The 15244-nt window shown below is 41.4% G+C and carries 20 protein-coding genes and 1 tRNA gene; 20 read left to right on the top strand and 1 reads right to left on the bottom strand.

Features of this window, described 5'->3' with window-relative positions:
- Positions 1-278: 278 nt before the first annotated feature.
- Positions 279-932 carry a superoxide dismutase gene (locus NT141_00710; GenBank protein MCX6783582.1) on the bottom strand — a complete coding sequence of 218 codons (654 nt, stop codon included), beginning with the start codon at positions 930-932 and terminating at the stop codon, positions 279-281.
- Between the two features lie 27 nt (positions 933-959).
- Between NT141_00710 and NT141_00705 the strand changes: the two genes are divergently transcribed.
- The 20 genes from NT141_00705 to NT141_00610 form a co-directional block, all read left to right on the top strand.
- Entirely contained in the window at positions 960-1238 is a 279-nt protein-coding gene (locus NT141_00705) for a metalloregulator ArsR/SmtB family transcription factor (protein ID MCX6783581.1), read from the top strand.
- Complete coding sequence (gene sufC, locus NT141_00700) at positions 1223-1906, top strand: Fe-S cluster assembly ATPase SufC (protein MCX6783580.1); 684 nt, start codon at positions 1223-1225, stop codon at positions 1904-1906. The genes NT141_00705 and sufC overlap by 16 nt, the downstream gene beginning before the upstream one ends.
- Positions 1907-1910: 4 nt before the next feature.
- Positions 1911-3281, top strand: coding sequence for a Fe-S cluster assembly protein SufB (gene sufB / locus NT141_00695; GenBank protein ID MCX6783579.1), 1371 nt, complete (start codon positions 1911-1913; stop codon positions 3279-3281).
- Positions 3274-3723 (top strand): SufD family Fe-S cluster assembly protein, encoded by a 450-nt coding sequence (locus NT141_00690; GenBank protein ID MCX6783578.1) that lies wholly within the window; start codon positions 3274-3276, stop codon positions 3721-3723. The genes sufB and NT141_00690 overlap by 8 nt, the downstream gene beginning before the upstream one ends.
- Positions 3720-4940, top strand: coding sequence for a cysteine desulfurase (locus tag NT141_00685; GenBank protein ID MCX6783577.1), 1221 nt, complete (start codon positions 3720-3722; stop codon positions 4938-4940). Before NT141_00690 ends, NT141_00685 begins: the two co-directional genes overlap by 4 nt.
- 88 nt (positions 4941-5028) lie before the next feature.
- Positions 5029-5379, top strand: coding sequence for an iron-sulfur cluster assembly scaffold protein (locus NT141_00680; GenBank protein MCX6783576.1), 351 nt, complete (start codon positions 5029-5031; stop codon positions 5377-5379).
- 13 nt (positions 5380-5392) lie between these two features.
- The gene (locus tag NT141_00675; GenBank protein ID MCX6783575.1) at positions 5393-6487 is read left to right on the top strand and encodes an efflux RND transporter periplasmic adaptor subunit; all 1095 of its coding nucleotides are present in this window, start codon (positions 5393-5395) and stop codon (positions 6485-6487) included.
- A gap of 194 nt (positions 6488-6681) precedes the next feature.
- Positions 6682-7344: an ABC transporter ATP-binding protein gene (locus NT141_00670; GenBank protein ID MCX6783574.1), complete on the top strand. Its 663-nt coding sequence runs from the start codon at positions 6682-6684 to the stop codon at positions 7342-7344.
- 93 nt (positions 7345-7437) lie between these two features.
- A complete protein-coding gene (locus NT141_00665; protein MCX6783573.1) occupies positions 7438-8640 on the top strand; it encodes an ABC transporter permease in 1203 nt (400 codons plus the stop codon).
- Positions 8641-8677: 37 nt separating this feature from the next.
- Positions 8678-9295, top strand: a complete 618-nt coding sequence (locus NT141_00660; protein ID MCX6783572.1) for a DUF5667 domain-containing protein — start codon at positions 8678-8680, stop codon at positions 9293-9295.
- A gap of 48 nt (positions 9296-9343) precedes the next feature.
- A complete protein-coding gene (locus tag NT141_00655) occupies positions 9344-9601 on the top strand; it encodes a hypothetical protein (GenBank protein MCX6783571.1) in 258 nt (85 codons plus the stop codon).
- Position 9602: 1 nt separating this feature from the next.
- Positions 9603-10409, top strand: coding sequence for a trigger factor (locus tag NT141_00650; GenBank protein ID MCX6783570.1), 807 nt, complete (start codon positions 9603-9605; stop codon positions 10407-10409).
- Positions 10381-10962: an ATP-dependent Clp protease proteolytic subunit gene (locus NT141_00645; GenBank protein MCX6783569.1), complete on the top strand. Its 582-nt coding sequence runs from the start codon at positions 10381-10383 to the stop codon at positions 10960-10962. The genes NT141_00650 and NT141_00645 overlap by 29 nt, the downstream gene beginning before the upstream one ends.
- A gap of 55 nt (positions 10963-11017) precedes the next feature.
- Positions 11018-11094, top strand: a tRNA-Val gene (locus NT141_00640).
- Between the two features lie 43 nt (positions 11095-11137).
- A complete protein-coding gene (locus NT141_00635) occupies positions 11138-11596 on the top strand; it encodes an NUDIX domain-containing protein (GenBank protein MCX6783568.1) in 459 nt (152 codons plus the stop codon).
- Between the two features lie 46 nt (positions 11597-11642).
- The gene (locus NT141_00630; GenBank protein MCX6783567.1) at positions 11643-12464 is read left to right on the top strand and encodes a hypothetical protein; all 822 of its coding nucleotides are present in this window, start codon (positions 11643-11645) and stop codon (positions 12462-12464) included.
- Positions 12457-12753, top strand: a complete 297-nt coding sequence (locus NT141_00625; GenBank protein ID MCX6783566.1) for a hypothetical protein — start codon at positions 12457-12459, stop codon at positions 12751-12753. The genes NT141_00630 and NT141_00625 overlap by 8 nt, the downstream gene beginning before the upstream one ends.
- A gap of 18 nt (positions 12754-12771) precedes the next feature.
- Positions 12772-14523 (top strand): threonine--tRNA ligase, encoded by a 1752-nt coding sequence (thrS, locus tag NT141_00620; GenBank protein ID MCX6783565.1) that lies wholly within the window; start codon positions 12772-12774, stop codon positions 14521-14523.
- Between the two features lie 11 nt (positions 14524-14534).
- Positions 14535-15056, top strand: a complete 522-nt coding sequence (infC, locus tag NT141_00615; GenBank protein ID MCX6783564.1) for a translation initiation factor IF-3 — start codon at positions 14535-14537, stop codon at positions 15054-15056.
- 1 nt (position 15057) lies between these two features.
- On the top strand, positions 15058-15244 hold a 187-nt coding region (locus tag NT141_00610), incomplete at its 3' end, for a 50S ribosomal protein L35 (GenBank protein ID MCX6783563.1).

Below are 15244 nucleotides of genomic sequence, written 5' to 3'. Positions count from 1 at the left end.
TGTTTAGAGGCAGAATTTACTCACTTAAAACAGAAACTTAAAATCCATAATGGCCTAAAAAGATCTCGTCGTGTTTACTTCACTCACTGGTATTTCTATTTCAAATCGCTCTAAAAACCCACGCTTTTTGACTATTACGCCTGAATATCAACATATTGATCGAAATGGAGTCGCTTTCTGCAGAGTAGTGGAAAGAATGCTCAATGGAAAAGACGAAGCGTTTTGGGTAATCGCTGACAACATCAAGGAACGCGAGTAGTTAAAGAGGCGCCATAGTCTTAAATGACAACCGGCGCCTTTTTAGTCTCTAAATACAACTCGGTGATCCTGTCCCAATTAACGATATCCCACCAGGCTTTTATGTAGTCGGCCCTGCGGTTTTGGTATTTAAGATAGTAAGCGTGCTCCCAAACGTCTAAACACAAAATCGGCGTGAGCCCTTCGGCTAGTGGCGAATTTTGATTCGGTAATTTGCAAGCTGACAGTTGACCACTGTCGTTGACACAAAGCCACGCCCAACCACTACCAAACTGCATCGTGGCAAGATCTGAGAATTTAGTTTTAAAATCCGGAAAGCTTCCAAATGTTAGATTGATAGCGTTTAACAAGTCACTGGTTGGCTCGTTATTTGTTTTCGGAGCTCTTAATATTTCCCAAAATAGACTATGATTAGCGTGCCCACCACCGTGGTTGATGATGGCGTCACGAGCTTCATCCGGTAGGGAAGAAGGATCCGAAATTAGCTGCGCTAACGATAAAGATTTTAGGTCTGGGAATTTTTCTATAGCGGCGTTAAGCTTATCGACGTAAGTTTGATGATGCTTGGAATAATGCAACTCGGTCGTTTCCTTGTCGATAACCGGTTCAAGGTCAGCGTAACCGAAAGATAGTTTTGGAAGAGTAAATGGGTAAAATTGACTATTGCTTTTCATAATAAGATAATATAGACTACATAATATATGTCAAGCACTAAATTAAACCCACAATGTACCGAGTGTTTCAAAGAACTGGGCGCTTCCAGTAAGGTTAAAATCGTCTCGGCATTACTTAAGAATAAAAAGCCGATGACGGTTAATGAGTTCGTAAAACTCTTAAAGCTTCGTCAGCCAACTGTTTCTTTCCATTTAAGAACTCTGCGCGAAGTAGGGCTTTTAACGTCCGAAAAGAAAGGCCGCTTTGTGTATTATTCTCTTGACCCCAAATGTGAGAAAAATGGCAAAAAATGCTTTCTCTTCTAATCAGAAATCTTTCAGTATCTATCAACGAAAAAACTCTTCTCAAAGATGTTAATTTAGAGTTAAAACCAGGCGAATTACTGGTTATTGAAGGGCCGAATGGGGCCGGGAAGTCTAGTTTGGCCGCCGCTTTGATGGGTGATCCTAGTCTTGAGGTATCTGCTAAAACGCTTAGCATTGATGGAAAGTCACTTCTGACCCTCACTACAAAACTAAGAGCAAAATCCGGCTTATTTTTATCTTTCCAAACTCCGGTTGGCATTCCCGGAATTAAAGTTGGCAATTTTTTATTGGAAACATATTTAAATCGAAGTTCCGGACCTAGTAATACTCAAAACTTTACGGAGGAATTGGAAATTTACATGAGTCTTTTAAAATTGCCGGTTAATTTTTTGGAAAGAGATTTAAATGAAGATTTTAGCGGCGGGGAAAAGAAACGCCTAGAAGCCTTGCAAATGCTATTAATACAACCTAAATACGCAATACTCGATGAAATAGATTCGGGAGTTGATAGAGAATCACTGACTTTAATTGAAGCAGCCATCAAATATCTGCGCGAGAAACATCAAACAGGCTTTATAATTATTTCCCACTATCAAAAGTTCATCGAAAGCCTTAATCCCAACCACTCTTACGTCTTAAAAGATCAAACACTAAATCTCGTCAACTGACTCTATGCCAAAAACAGTTCCTAAGACGAAACACACCAATGTTTATACAGCCCCCAAAGGAATAAGTGACAGCATCCTTAAGGAATTTTCGACCCAAAAAAATGATCCGCCGTGGTTATTTGAATTTCGAAGCCAGGCTTTAAAGACTTTTGAAAATAAAGACTTACCAACTTGGGGACCGAACTTATCGAGCATTGATTTCTCGGACTTTTCCTATTACGTTAAACCTTCTGCTAGCGAAGCAAAAGATTGGAAAGACGTTGACCCCGAGATCGAACGCACTTTTAGGGCTTTAGGAATTCCCGCCGCTGAACAAGACGTGCTGGCAGGTGTGAAAACCCAGTTTGAAAGTGATATTGTGTACGGCTCGCTTCAAAAAGAACTGAGTGATATTGGCGTCATTTTTTGCTCAATGGAGGAAGCGGTAGAAAAGCATGGTGATCTGGTAAAAAAATATCTCGGGACTATTATCCCTATTGACGATAATAAGTTCGCGGCGTTAAATAGCGCATTCTTTAGCGGTGGTAGTTTCGTCTACGTTCCCAGTGGCGTCATAGTCGAAAAACCGTTGCAAACATATTTTCGCATTAACACTAAGTCGACCGGCCAATTTGAAAGGACATTGATAATTGCTGAACCGAGATCGAAAGTTAATTACGTTGAAGGCTGCACCGCCCCTAACTTTAGCAGCACCAATTTGCACGCCGCTGTCGTTGAAATATTCGTAAGTGACAACGCCGAAGTTCGTTACACCACTATTCAAAATTGGAGTAAAAACGTTTATAACCTGGTCACTAAACGAGCTGAAGTGGGTAAAAACGCTAAAATGCTATGGACGGACGCTAATCTTGGGTCGTCGATCACCATGAAATATCCCAGTTGCATTTTACGAGGCGATAATTCTTTTGGCAGTTTGCTATCGTTAGCAATAGCTGGAAAGAAACAAACGATTGATAGTGGTGGCAAAATGATTCATCTGGGAAAAAATACTAAATCAAACATTATTAGTAAGTCATTAAGTCTTAACGGAGGTACCGCTAATTTTCGCGGAATTGTGTCACTAGAAAGAAACTCGGTTGACGCAACGGCTAAAGTAAATTGCTCGGCCTTAATCATGGATAATTTTTCGGTGAGCAACACTTTTCCAAAAATAGTTAACAAATCCGAATCCGGGACGATTGAACACGAAGCCTTTGTGAGCAAACTTTCGGAAGAACAGCTATTTTACCTGGGAACGCGCGGTTACAGCTATTCGCAAGCCGCCAGCTATATCATTTTGGGCTTTTTAGAGCCGGTGCTGCGAGACATTCCTCTGGAATACAGTTTGGAACTTAATAAGCTGCTAGAAATGACGATGGAGGACTACTATGCCTGAAGATAAAATTATTAACGTGATACTTGATAATCCCGGTCAAACAGAAGTCGTCAAATTACTTTTCGAAGGAAAGGGCGACGATAAAATAAACGTCGATTTAAATGTTGTTCAGACAGCGCCAAAAACAAATAGCCAGATTTTGATTGTCGCGATCGCTGCAGGCGAAGCCCAAGTGACTGTACACGGGAAACTGTTTATTTCCGAGAAAGCTAACGGTGCGAAAGGATCAATGATTTTTAAGACATTGGTTGAGGGGGAAAAAGCCAAGGTGACAGTCTTCCCGGATTTAGAAGTTAAAAACAAGGATGCTGAAGCGCATCATGGTGTAGTGACGATGCGACTGCCGGAAGCGGCGATTTTTTACGCGGAAAACCGCGGCTTATCGAAGACAACCGCTAACCAACTTCTGAAGAAGAGTATCATTGAGGAGGTTAATATATGAGCTTCAAAGATGATTTCCCAATATTAAATACTAAAATTAACGGTCACAATTTAGTTTATCTTGATAACGCCGCCACTTCTCAAAAACCACGTCAATTTATAGAAGCGCTAACAAAGTTTTACGAAAATGACAATGCTAACGTTCATCGCGGCAACCATACGTTGGCTGACCGGGCAACGGAGGCTTATGAACTGACTCGCCAAACCGTCGCCAAATTTATTAATGCTAATCCCACCGAAATAATTTTTACAAAGAATACGACAGAAGCGATAAATCTTGTCGCTTACGCCTGGGGTCGATCGAACTTGCACGAAGGCGACACGATAATTACAACAGAATTAGAGCACCATAGTAACTTAATACCTTGGTATATTCTCGCTAAAGAAAAGCATTTAAATCTACAGTTTATTAAAGTTGCCAAGTCCGGTCAGCTCGATCTTAATAGCCTCGATGAGATTCTAAAGACGCAGAAGAACATAAAACTACTGGCATTGACGGCCGTTTCCAATGTTCTGGGAACGATTGTTCCTGTAGCTAACATCATTAAAATGGTTAAAGAGAAGTTTCCCAGTTGCCTGGTTTTAGTCGACGGCGCGCAGTCTGTGCCCAGTCTTAAAACAGATGTTAAAAAATTAGGTTGTGACTTCCTGGCTTTTTCGGCTCACAAAATGCTGGGGCCGACCGGAGTTGGCGTGCTGTACGGTCGTCAAGATTTGCTAGACGTTATGCCGCCGTTTTTGACCGGTGGCAGTATGATTGATGAGGTTGTAAGATTTGAGGCCACTTACGCACCGTCACCTCAGAAGTTTGAAGCGGGCACACCGAACATTGCCGACGTAGTTGCTTTTAAAGCGTCTCTAGATTATTTAACTAACTCTGGTCTCGATAAAGTCGAAAAAATCGAAAAAGAATTAGCGGATTATGCCCGTCAAGAACTTAGAAAAATACCAAATGTTACAGTGTACGGAGATTTAGACGCAACTAATTCACTAGGAATTGTTAGTTTTAATATTAAAGGGATACATCCACATGACGTTTCCACTTTATTGGATCAAGAAGGCGTTGCTGTTCGGAGCGGTCACCATTGCGCCGCGCCACTGATGAAGATTTTAGGAGTTCCTGGAACTGTGCGGGCCAGTTTTTATCTTTATAATGATCTGTCCGACGTTGAGGCGTTAATTAGAGGGGTTAAGAAGGCAATTAAAGTTTTTAAATAATTTTGTCATTCCGGCCCCGGAGCCGGAATCCAGTAACACCGATCGGATCTACTAGATTCCGGGTCAAGCCCGGAATGACGGGAGTTTTATGGATCTAAAATCTAATTTAATAAACGAATATAAACACCCTCACAATTACGGCAAACTAACTGATTATACCCACAAACTCCCTGCCGTGAACGCCTCTTGCGGCGATGACCTTACTATTTACTTAAATGTCAAAGGTGACATTATAACCGACGTCTCTTTTGAAGGAACAGCTTGCGCCATTTCTACCGCCGCCACGTCACTGCTCACGAATTTTATTAAAGGAAAATCTATAGCAACGATTAAAACGTTGACACCAGAGAATATTTTCGAGCTTTTGGGCACTTCTGTAGCTCCGGGACGGCTCCGCTGCGCTCTTCTTCCCCTTGAGACTTTAAAGAATATCCAGTAGAATAGTTAACCGTATGATTAAGAAAATTTTTAAGGTGAAGAATATTCTCATTGTTATTGTCGCTCTTGCTATTGTCTTCATAGCCTTTAAAACCGTTAGCGCTAAAAATAAACCTTTAAAAGTTACAACGGCAACAGTTAAAACAGGATCGGTTCAGAAGACACTGGCCGTTAGCGGTTTTATTAAAGCCGAAAATGAAGCGAATTTAAGCTACGGGGCTACCGGAAGTCGAGTGACGAGGATACAAGTAAAAGTTGGGGACACTGTGGCTACAGGCTCGGCCTTAATGGCCGTCGATCCAACAGCCTTGTTTGCGGATGTTACCGCAGCTAAAGCTGCCGTCGCTCAAGCCGAGGCTTCCTATAATTCCGCCAAATCCGGTCAAATTATTATTAAGGAAACATACAACAATCCTAAATATGATGGGAGTGCTAGGATCCAAGCTTTAAAAGATCAATCTTACGACGCCGCTCGCAGTGCCGATGATGGATTAACGAGAGCCCAGGCCGCTTTAGATTCGGCTAATTACAACTTAAATCGCAGTGTTTTAATTAGTCCCATTAATGGCGTTGTTACTAAAATAAATTCTAAAATCGGTGAAATTCCGGGGGGCGTTGCTATTACGGTAACGGATCTAAACTCGTTATATTACGATGTTTTAGTTGATCAGGCAGATATTGCCACTGTTAAAAACGGTCAAAATATTAACATCGAATTTAAATCCAATCCCGGTATTAAAATTTCGGGAATTATTTATGACATTGCGCCCAGTACTGCAAAAGACAGTAGTAATAATACGGTCATTGAAGTTAAAGCCAAAGTAATGGCGCCCGCAAACATTACTTTGCGACCGGGAGTAGACGGCGATGCGGACATTATCATCGAAGAACATGCTAATACTCTTAAAGTACCATTTGAAGCTATCGTTGAGAACGGTACAACGCATGTTTGGAGAGTGATTAATGGTCAAGCGGAAAAAGTGGCGGTAACTAAAGGACTGGAAGGAATTTTGGATACGGAGATTGTTTCCGGTCTTAAAGAGGGTGACACAATTATTCTTAACCCAGCGAAAACACTTGTTAATGGTCAGAAGGTTGCGGCGAACTAGTCATTCCGGGCTTGACCCGGAATCCAGTAACTTATAATTTTACCGAATTTATTTATTATTGATTATTTAATATTTAATCTTTTTTAAATTCAATAATCATTAATCAATATTCAATAGTTAGTAATTAATCTATATATTAAATCTGTTACTGGATTCCGGCTCCGGGGCCGGAATGACTGTGTCGTATGTCTGAAATAGTCAAAGTTACTAATTTAAATAAAACCTACATCCTCGATGAAGTGGAACTTCGTGTTCTTAAAGATATCAATTTAACAATCAATGCCGGAGAAATGGTGGCTATTATGGGAAAATCCGGCAGCGGTAAAAGTACGCTGATGCATATCATTGGCTGCTTAGATAAGCCGTCATCCGGTGAAATATTTATAAATAAACAAAACACGGCTAAACTTTCGGAGGATAAATTAGCGGAGGTGAGAAATAAAGAAATTGGTTTTGTTTTTCAGGCTTTTAATCTTTTAAGTCGAACTTCGTCAATAGACAACGTGGAACTGCCTTTAATTTACGCCGGTATAAAGTCAAAAAAACGGAACGAGATGGCTAAAGAGGCGTTGACGGAGGTAGGACTAGCCGATAAATTACATAACAAGCCCAGCCAACTCAGTGGTGGCCAGCAACAACGTGTCGCTATTGCTCGAGCATTGGTGACCAATCCGTCACTAATTTTGGCCGACGAACCGACTGGAAATTTAGACAGTAAAGCCGGTGAAGAAGTGATGACAATTTTTAAAAATTTAAACGCCAAGGGCCGAACGATCATCATCGTAACGCATGACGAAGAAGTGGCCCGCCAAGCGCAACGCATTATACATATTCAAGATGGAAAAATAGTCAACTAACCCGTCATTCTGAACTTGATTCAGAATCCAGTAAACGATTTAATTTAATCTGTTACTGGATTCCGGGTCAAGCCCGGAATGACAAGATTATATATGGACTTACTAGAAATTTTAAAGGTTTCACTTAAAGCAATCGCTCACAACAAAGTTCGAGCGGCCTTAACTATGCTCGGCATTATCATCGGCGTCGCTTCGGTGATACTTCTGGTATCGATCGGGAGTGGTTTACAAGGCTATATTACCGGACAACTGGACACGCTAGGTTCTAATTTAGTGACCGTGCTTCCCGGAAAAGTTTCGTTTTCATCCGGCGGTGCTCCCGCTTTTGCGGCCAGTAAATTAAATCAACAGGCGCTAGATTTAATTACTCGATCACCGGCAGTTGCTGAAGTTATGGGAGTCCATTTCTCGCCAGGAGTTCTTAAATACAGGAATCAAAAAATATATGTTAGCCAAATACAAGGAGTGAGCGCTAAACTTCTGAGTATTGCTTCCAATCATAAAATTTCACAGGGTCGTTTTTTTAGCAGCGGACAGGCTTCAATTGGCAGTCGAGTGGTAGTAATTGGTGATCAAGCCCGAATAGATTTGTTTGGAAATAATGTAAGTCCTCTTGATCACGATATTACTATTGAGGGTAGAACGTATAAAGTTATTGGCGTTTTTGAAAGGCAGGGCGGAACCGGTTTTGGCGGTAATTCCGATTCCATTGCGATGATTCCCGATGAAGCCTTTCAAAAGCAGTTTGGATTTACTAATTACGCGGAAATAATGCTCCAGGCCAAGCCGGAATACGGGGCGCAGCGAGCGGCTGAAGATATTAAGAGGGTCCTTGGACGACGGCTCGACAGTGAAAATGATTTCTCTATTTTTACTCAAGAACAACTTTTAACTTCGGTTAACTCAATTCTGGGAGCTGTAACGGCGGCTCTCGGGGGCATTGCCGCTATTTCTTTAGTAGTTGGAGGCATTGGTATTATGAACATCATGCTAGTCTCAGTGACCGAAAGGACTCGCGAAATAGGCCTGCGCAAAGCGGTTGGCGCCAAGCCTGCCGCGATTCTTTTGCAATTTATGTTGGAAGCGATTATTTTGAGTCTTTTTGGCGGTCTAATCGGAATTCTGTTGGGAGCTGGTGGCTCTGCTATTATTAATAACTTTATTAAAACCTCTGTAAGCCTGGGATCAATTGCTCTAGCGGCCGGAGTTTCCGCGGCAATTGGGATTGTTTTTGGCACCGCTCCGGCAATTTCCGCCGCTCGCAAAGACCCGATTGTAGCCTTGAGATACGAATAGAGCTTGACAAAAATATTTAGTGTCGCATGATTAAGTTATGAAGTCTCTTTTGGTTATTGTCATCGCAGTGTCCACCGTCATCTTCGTGACACCGGCCTTTGCTGCGACCAGTTCTGAGGTTCTAGCCAAACCAAGCCTTATGCCGGGCAGCCCTTTTTACTTCGTGGAGAATATTCGGGAGCAACTAACTTTATTTTTCACTTTAGATCCGGCAAAGAAAATCGAAAAAATGGCCAATTTTGCTCAAAGAAGACTGGCAGAAGCGGATACTTTAATTAAAAGCGGCCAAGTGGAATCGGGTAAGCAGCAATTATCTAAATATCTAAACGAATATCAAAAGGCTATTGCGGACTCCGGTAAATTACCGAAAACTTCAGAAATTCAAACAACTTTGGAAAATCTAATAAATAATACTTCCTCAGAATTGACCGCTATTAGTAGTTCTTACAATACTTTACCGGAGGCAGATCGAAAGAATCTAAACGAAGCCTTCGCAGTGGTTACCAAGACCCAAAGTAATTTAGTGGGATCGGCACCGATTGACCTAAAAGCCGGGCTGGTTAATAAATTAGAAGCAGCCCGTAAAACACTGCTACAAAGCCCTTTTGGAAAATCTGATTTAAAGGCTATTATTCCCAGTAAAGTTATTGATTAGTATTTGATAGTTGCTAAAAAACAGCGCTTATGGTAAAAAACTTCTGCTATGCCTAAAGAAGTAAAAACTCAGATTAAAAATAAGGTTAAATTTGTCGCTAAAAAAGACGAGAAAGACGGCTTTGCCTGTACCAGTTGTGGTTACAGTGGGCATGGCACTTTTGACGAAGAGACGCATCGCTATATTTGCCCGGAATGCGGGGCTGATTTAGAAGAGGGCGATTTATTAAAAATGAAAACTCCTGATAGCTATCAAGAAGATGGTAGCTCTTACGGCCAAACCAACGATTCCGATTTTGAACTGTAGTATGAATATTTCCAAAGAAACGCTACCTAAAAATACCTTAAAATTTACTGTAACTATTCCATCCGAAGTGCTAGCCGAAAACAGAGCCCACGTAATTAAAGAGATTGCCGGGAACTCTAAAGTCGACGGCTTTCGCAAAGGTCACGCGCCGAATGCTATCGTGGAAAGCAAAATAGACGAGGAAAAAGTCCTTTCCGAAATGCTAAACCATTTACTGCCGAATGTTTTGAGTGAAATCCAAAAGGCCAGTGTAACCATAATTATCGCTGAACCCAGAATTAAAATTGTCAAGTTTGAGGTGGGTATGGACGCGGAATTATCCGTTGAAGTAGCCGTTCGGCCCGAAGTTACAATTGGAGACTGGAGAACGGCTCTTAAGGATTCTAAATCTAAAGACGATGCGGTAGCCAAAATAGTGGATTTCGCGGTTTTAGAAATTTCGGATCTGGCAGTGGAAGAAGAAACAAACAGGGCCTTGGGGCGATTGCTTAATCAAATTGAGAAGCTGGGAATAACAGTGGATGCCTATGCCACTTCCCAAAATAAGACTATTGATAAGCTTAAAGAAGAATACAAAGAACGAGCTGAGAAGAGTTTACGGTTAAGTTTTATTTTAGATAAGCTAGCTGACATGGAGAAAATTGAAGTCACCGAAGATGATATAAAGGCCGCCATCAATGCGACACCGGACGAAAGTTTAAGAGCCTCGCTTCAAAATGACGAGCAAAAATGGTATATTAAAGAGGTTCTAAAGCGCAACAAAGTTATGGAACTCATTTATGGAAGTGTTAGTCCCAACAGTAATTGAAAAAGAGCCCGGAGGGTACGAGCGGGCCTACGATATTTATAGCCGGTTATTAAAAGACCGGATTGTTTTTGTAGGCGGACCCATTTCCGACACCATGGCCAACACGGTCATCGCCCAGTTATTATTTCTGCAAGCCGAAAATCCTAAAGCCGACATTAAAATGTATTTAAACACGCCAGGCGGTGAGGTTTACGCCGGACTGGCTATTTACGACACGATGAGATCCCTTTCCTGTGATGTTTCAACAATCGCAATTGGGGTAGCGGCATCAATGGGCTCACTAATTCTTTCGTCCGGTGCCAAAGGAAAGAGATTTGCCCTCCCCAACACCATGGTTCATATGCATCAGCCACTTGGCGGAGCCCAAGGGCAGGCGACCGATATAGAAATTAGTGCTCGGGAAATTCTAAGACTCAAAGATCTACTAATTAATATTTTGTCGACCAATTCCGGGAAGTCTAAAGCCCAAATTCTTAAAGATGCCGATCGCGACTACTACATGACCAGTGATGCCGCCAAGGAATACGGTTTAATCGACAAAATCCTCAAATAAACCCCAATAAACTATTCAAAAAATATATACTAGTGCTAGAATGAGGGCTGGTTACGGGCGGTTAGCTCAGTTGGTTAGAGCGTCACATTGACATTGTGAAGGTCACAGGTTCGAGTCCTGTATCGCCCACCACTTCATACGTCATTCCGGGCTTGACCCGGAATCCAGAAAAGATATGAAAACTAAATCTGATAGAGCCCTTCGTCCTCAAGTTGTCCTTGTAAACAGAGCCGTCGTTTTAAGAAAAGACGGTAAAATTCTTATCATCCAAAGAGCCGCCAATGACACATACATGCCAAATAAATGGGAGCTGCCAGGTGGAAAGCTCGATGCCGGACAAGATATTTCAATAGCTTTAGAAAGGGAGATTCTTGAAGAAACTGGTTTGGTCGTTGTCCCTGTTGATAAAATGGCATACTTTCATAGTGAAATAATTTCTTCTGGAAAATACAAAGGCTTACCATATATCATATTAATAGGATTAGTTAGAAGCATCGGAGGAGATGTTTTGATTTCAAATGAGCACCGGGATTTTAAATGGCTCACTGTAAAAGAAGCCTTAAACTATGATTTGATCCACGATACGAAAAGCGCACTGTGTGTTCTTAGTGACAAAATTAGGGCTCTAAAGTAAGTTCTAAACTGCTTTCACTTTCCAAATCTGCTATCATTCTAGCTGAATGAAGCTTCGCCCTGCATTTTTAGGCTTATTTTTGACCTCTGCCCTCTTTTTTATTGCTACTCCTGTTTTAGCCCAATCGGAAGCTTACCAAAAGGCCGAGCAGACCTATTTGTCGCGCGTTGACGCTTACCGCACCGCTCGTGATAGTTGGCTGGCCGCCAAAAAAAAGAATCAAGATTTTAAAACTTTAACCTCGGAAAGTGCCGCCATAACTGCCGCCCGTAACTTTGAACTTACTCAAGTAGATATCGCTAATGGTTATTTAGATTTGATAATCGAAAAGGCTAACTCCGCGAATTCACTATCCAGCTCCGATAAACAAATTATTGTTGACTATTATCGAACCGAAAAAGCTTACTATGATAGTCAAAAATCAACCCTTTACAACGCCGAAACAACCGCTCAAATTTCGGCGGTAGGGATGGACATTGACGATCACTATCGCAACAAGACTTTAACCCAAATCCCATTTATTAAAACTTTAATTGCCAGCAGTGATTACAGCGTTTTTTTGGAACAGGTAACAATAATTTATAGTGACACTAAAAGTTTAGTAAATAATAATACCGCTCTGGGAGAAGCAACTAAAAAGTTAATTGGTGGTTGGATTAGTGATACTGATGTCTCAATCACGGCTAGTCGAAATTTGGCCGCGGGGTTACTTAAAAATCTGGATGATTATAAAAATAATACCAGAGCGGTAAAAGATCCCAAAAGCACGCTAAGTCATATCAACGAAGACCTAAAAACTTTACACCAAAACTTATCAGAAAATACCGCCAATATTATCGAGATTTTAGGAAGGCTTAAAAATGATTAAGAAAAAACCGGCTCCAAAAATTATAATGTACGTGGTGGTTACTTTTTTACTGGCCGTTGCTTTAAGCTTACTAACCCTATTACTAACTAGAGTTAATATTCCAAAACCTGAACAATCGGCCAGTACAGTGAAAATCGTTACAAAGCCGATTACTTCTCAAATAGATACTTATAAAGTTCTAGTGACCAATGAAATTGACCGCACGGCTACCCTGTCGGCTGAAATTAAAGACTCCGATTCCTGGTTTAACGTGGAACTTCCAGCAATCGACTTTAAAATTAGCTTTTAATACTCTATACTTCCATTTGTGGATACAGAAAATCTTTTAAAAATTAGACATAGTGCCGAACATATTTTGACCCAAGCCATGATTCGGCTTTTTGGTCCGGATGTTTTTTACATGGCCATGGGGCCGGCAACAGATGATGGCTTCTATTTTGATTTTGAGCCCCGAAACGGCTTTAAAGTCAGTGAAGAAGACTTTCCGAAGATAGAGTCGGAAATGGCTAAAATCGTCAAAGAAAACCTGCCGCTAACACGAAACGAAGTCTCACTGGACGAGGCTAAGAAACTCTTTAGTAACAATCCATACAAAAAAGAGTGGTTAGAGTCTATCAAAGACCGCAGTGAAATCATCACGACCTATGCGACCGGTGATCAGTTCGTTGATCTATGCGCCGGCCCCCACGTTAACTACACTGCCAAAGTTAAGGCTTTTAAATTACTTTCGATTGCTGGAGCCTATTGGCACGGTGACGAGAAAAACAAAATGCTCACTCGCATTTACGGCACCGCTTTTGGAACAAAAGAGGAATTGGAAAATTATTTGAAGATGATCGAGGAAGCTAAAAAAAGAGATCACCGCAAATTAGGTCAGGCTTTGGGAATATTTTTTATAGACGAAACCGCCCCCGGTATGCCGTATTGGTTACCCAACGGTACCATTATGATAAACGAGTTGTTAGATTTCTGGCGCAAAGAGCATTTAAAACGCGGCTACTTAGAAACTAAAACTCCGCTTCTAAATAAAAAAAGCCTATATGAAACATCTGGTCACTGGGAGCACTACCGAGAAAATATGTTTATTGCCGACATGGGTGACGAGGGCGTTTTTTGTCTAAAACCGATGAATTGTCCCAATGCGATGACGATGTTTAACCACACTAACCATAGCTACAGAGAATTGCCACTAAGGTTCTCCGACTGTGACACGCTGCACCGCCACGAAAAATCCGGTCAACTATCTGGTCTTTTGCGGGTATCAGAATTTAGTCAAGATGACGCCCATATTTTTGTCACCGAAGATCAGATTGAAGAAGAGTATAAGCGTGTTTTCGAAATTTTAAAGTACTTTTACGAAATCTTTGATATTAAATTCAAAATTCGTTTAGGTACGTCACCTGATGATTTCATGGGAGATATGGACACTTGGCATAAAGCGGAAGAATATCTTAAAAAAATACTTGAATCATCTGGGTTTGAATACTTTATTGGTAAAGGTGAGGGTGCTTTTTATGGACCTAAATGTGACATCTTAATGAAAGATTGTATGGGCCGTGAGTGGCAAACAGGCACTATTCAGTTGGATTTCCAACTACCCAAAAGATTTAATTTAAAATACACCGACTCCACTGGTCAGGAAAAAACACCGGTTGTTATCCATCGAGTTATTTATGGCTCACTGGAACGTTTTATGGGAATTTTAATTGAGCATTTTGCCGGCGCTTTCCCGGTTTGGATAAGCCCGGTACAAGCAGTGGTGGTACCAATTACTGATAGGCAACAAGAATACTGTGAGAAACTAGCCGTCGAGCTTAAATCTGCGGGTATTCGGGTAACAGTAGATGGCCGCAGCGAAACGATGCAGGCCAAGGTCCGTGACGCGCAGCTTCAGAAAATTCCCTATATTTTAGTCGTCGGGGATAAAGAAACGGCATCAAGCGAGCTAACCGCAGCAGTAAGGCTCCGAACTGGCGAAAATCTAGGCGCCAAGCCTATAGCTGAGATTAAGGCGAAAATTGCTGATATTATCTTGACGAAGAGCCTTAAGTTGTGGTAAGGTAGGCCTTAGTGGTTCGTTACGCAATTAATCAATTTATAAAAGCCCCAGAAGTTCGCGTCATTTTAGAGAATGGCGAAAATTTGGGAGTTATTAGTCGATCTGAAGCCTTAGCCAAAGCGGCAGAGATGAAGATGGATTTGGTGGAACTAGTGGCCGATATTACGCCCCCAGTTTGCAAGATAATTGATTACAAAAAGTTTTTATATGCCGAAAAGCAAAAGAAAAAGAAATCGATTGCCGGTACTAAAGGACGGGGCGGCGAGCTTAAAGAATTAAGATTTCGGCCGGTGATTGGAGCGGGTGATCTAAATTCAAGGATTGACAGGGCTCACAAATGGCTAGCGGAGAACAATAAAGTTAAGTTTTCGTTGGTATTTGAGGGTCGGGAGTTTACACATCCCGAGTTTGGAATTGTAAAGTTTAAAGATATTACGATAGCTCTTGCTGATGTTGGAGAGCCTGATGACGTAGTGAAACGAGATGGCCGCAATTATAGCGTCACTTATTCGCCGTTGAAATTAAAGAAATAGTATGCCTAAAATTAAAACCAAGAAATCATTATTAAAAAGAGTAAAAATTACCAAAAGTGGTAAAATGTTGCGACGCCACCGCGGTTCGTCTCACTTAAAGACCGGTAAATCGGCTGAGACCCAGAATCGTAAGAGTAAATTAACGACATTTAGTAAGGCGTTTGAACGGAAGTTAAAGAGGCTTACGT

The sequence above is a fragment of the candidate division WWE3 bacterium genome (assembly GCA_026396615.1).
GTDB lineage: Bacteria > Patescibacteriota > WWE3 > JAPLWK01 > JAPLWK01 > JAPLWK01.
This window is presented reverse-complemented; position numbering and strand designations above follow the sequence as displayed.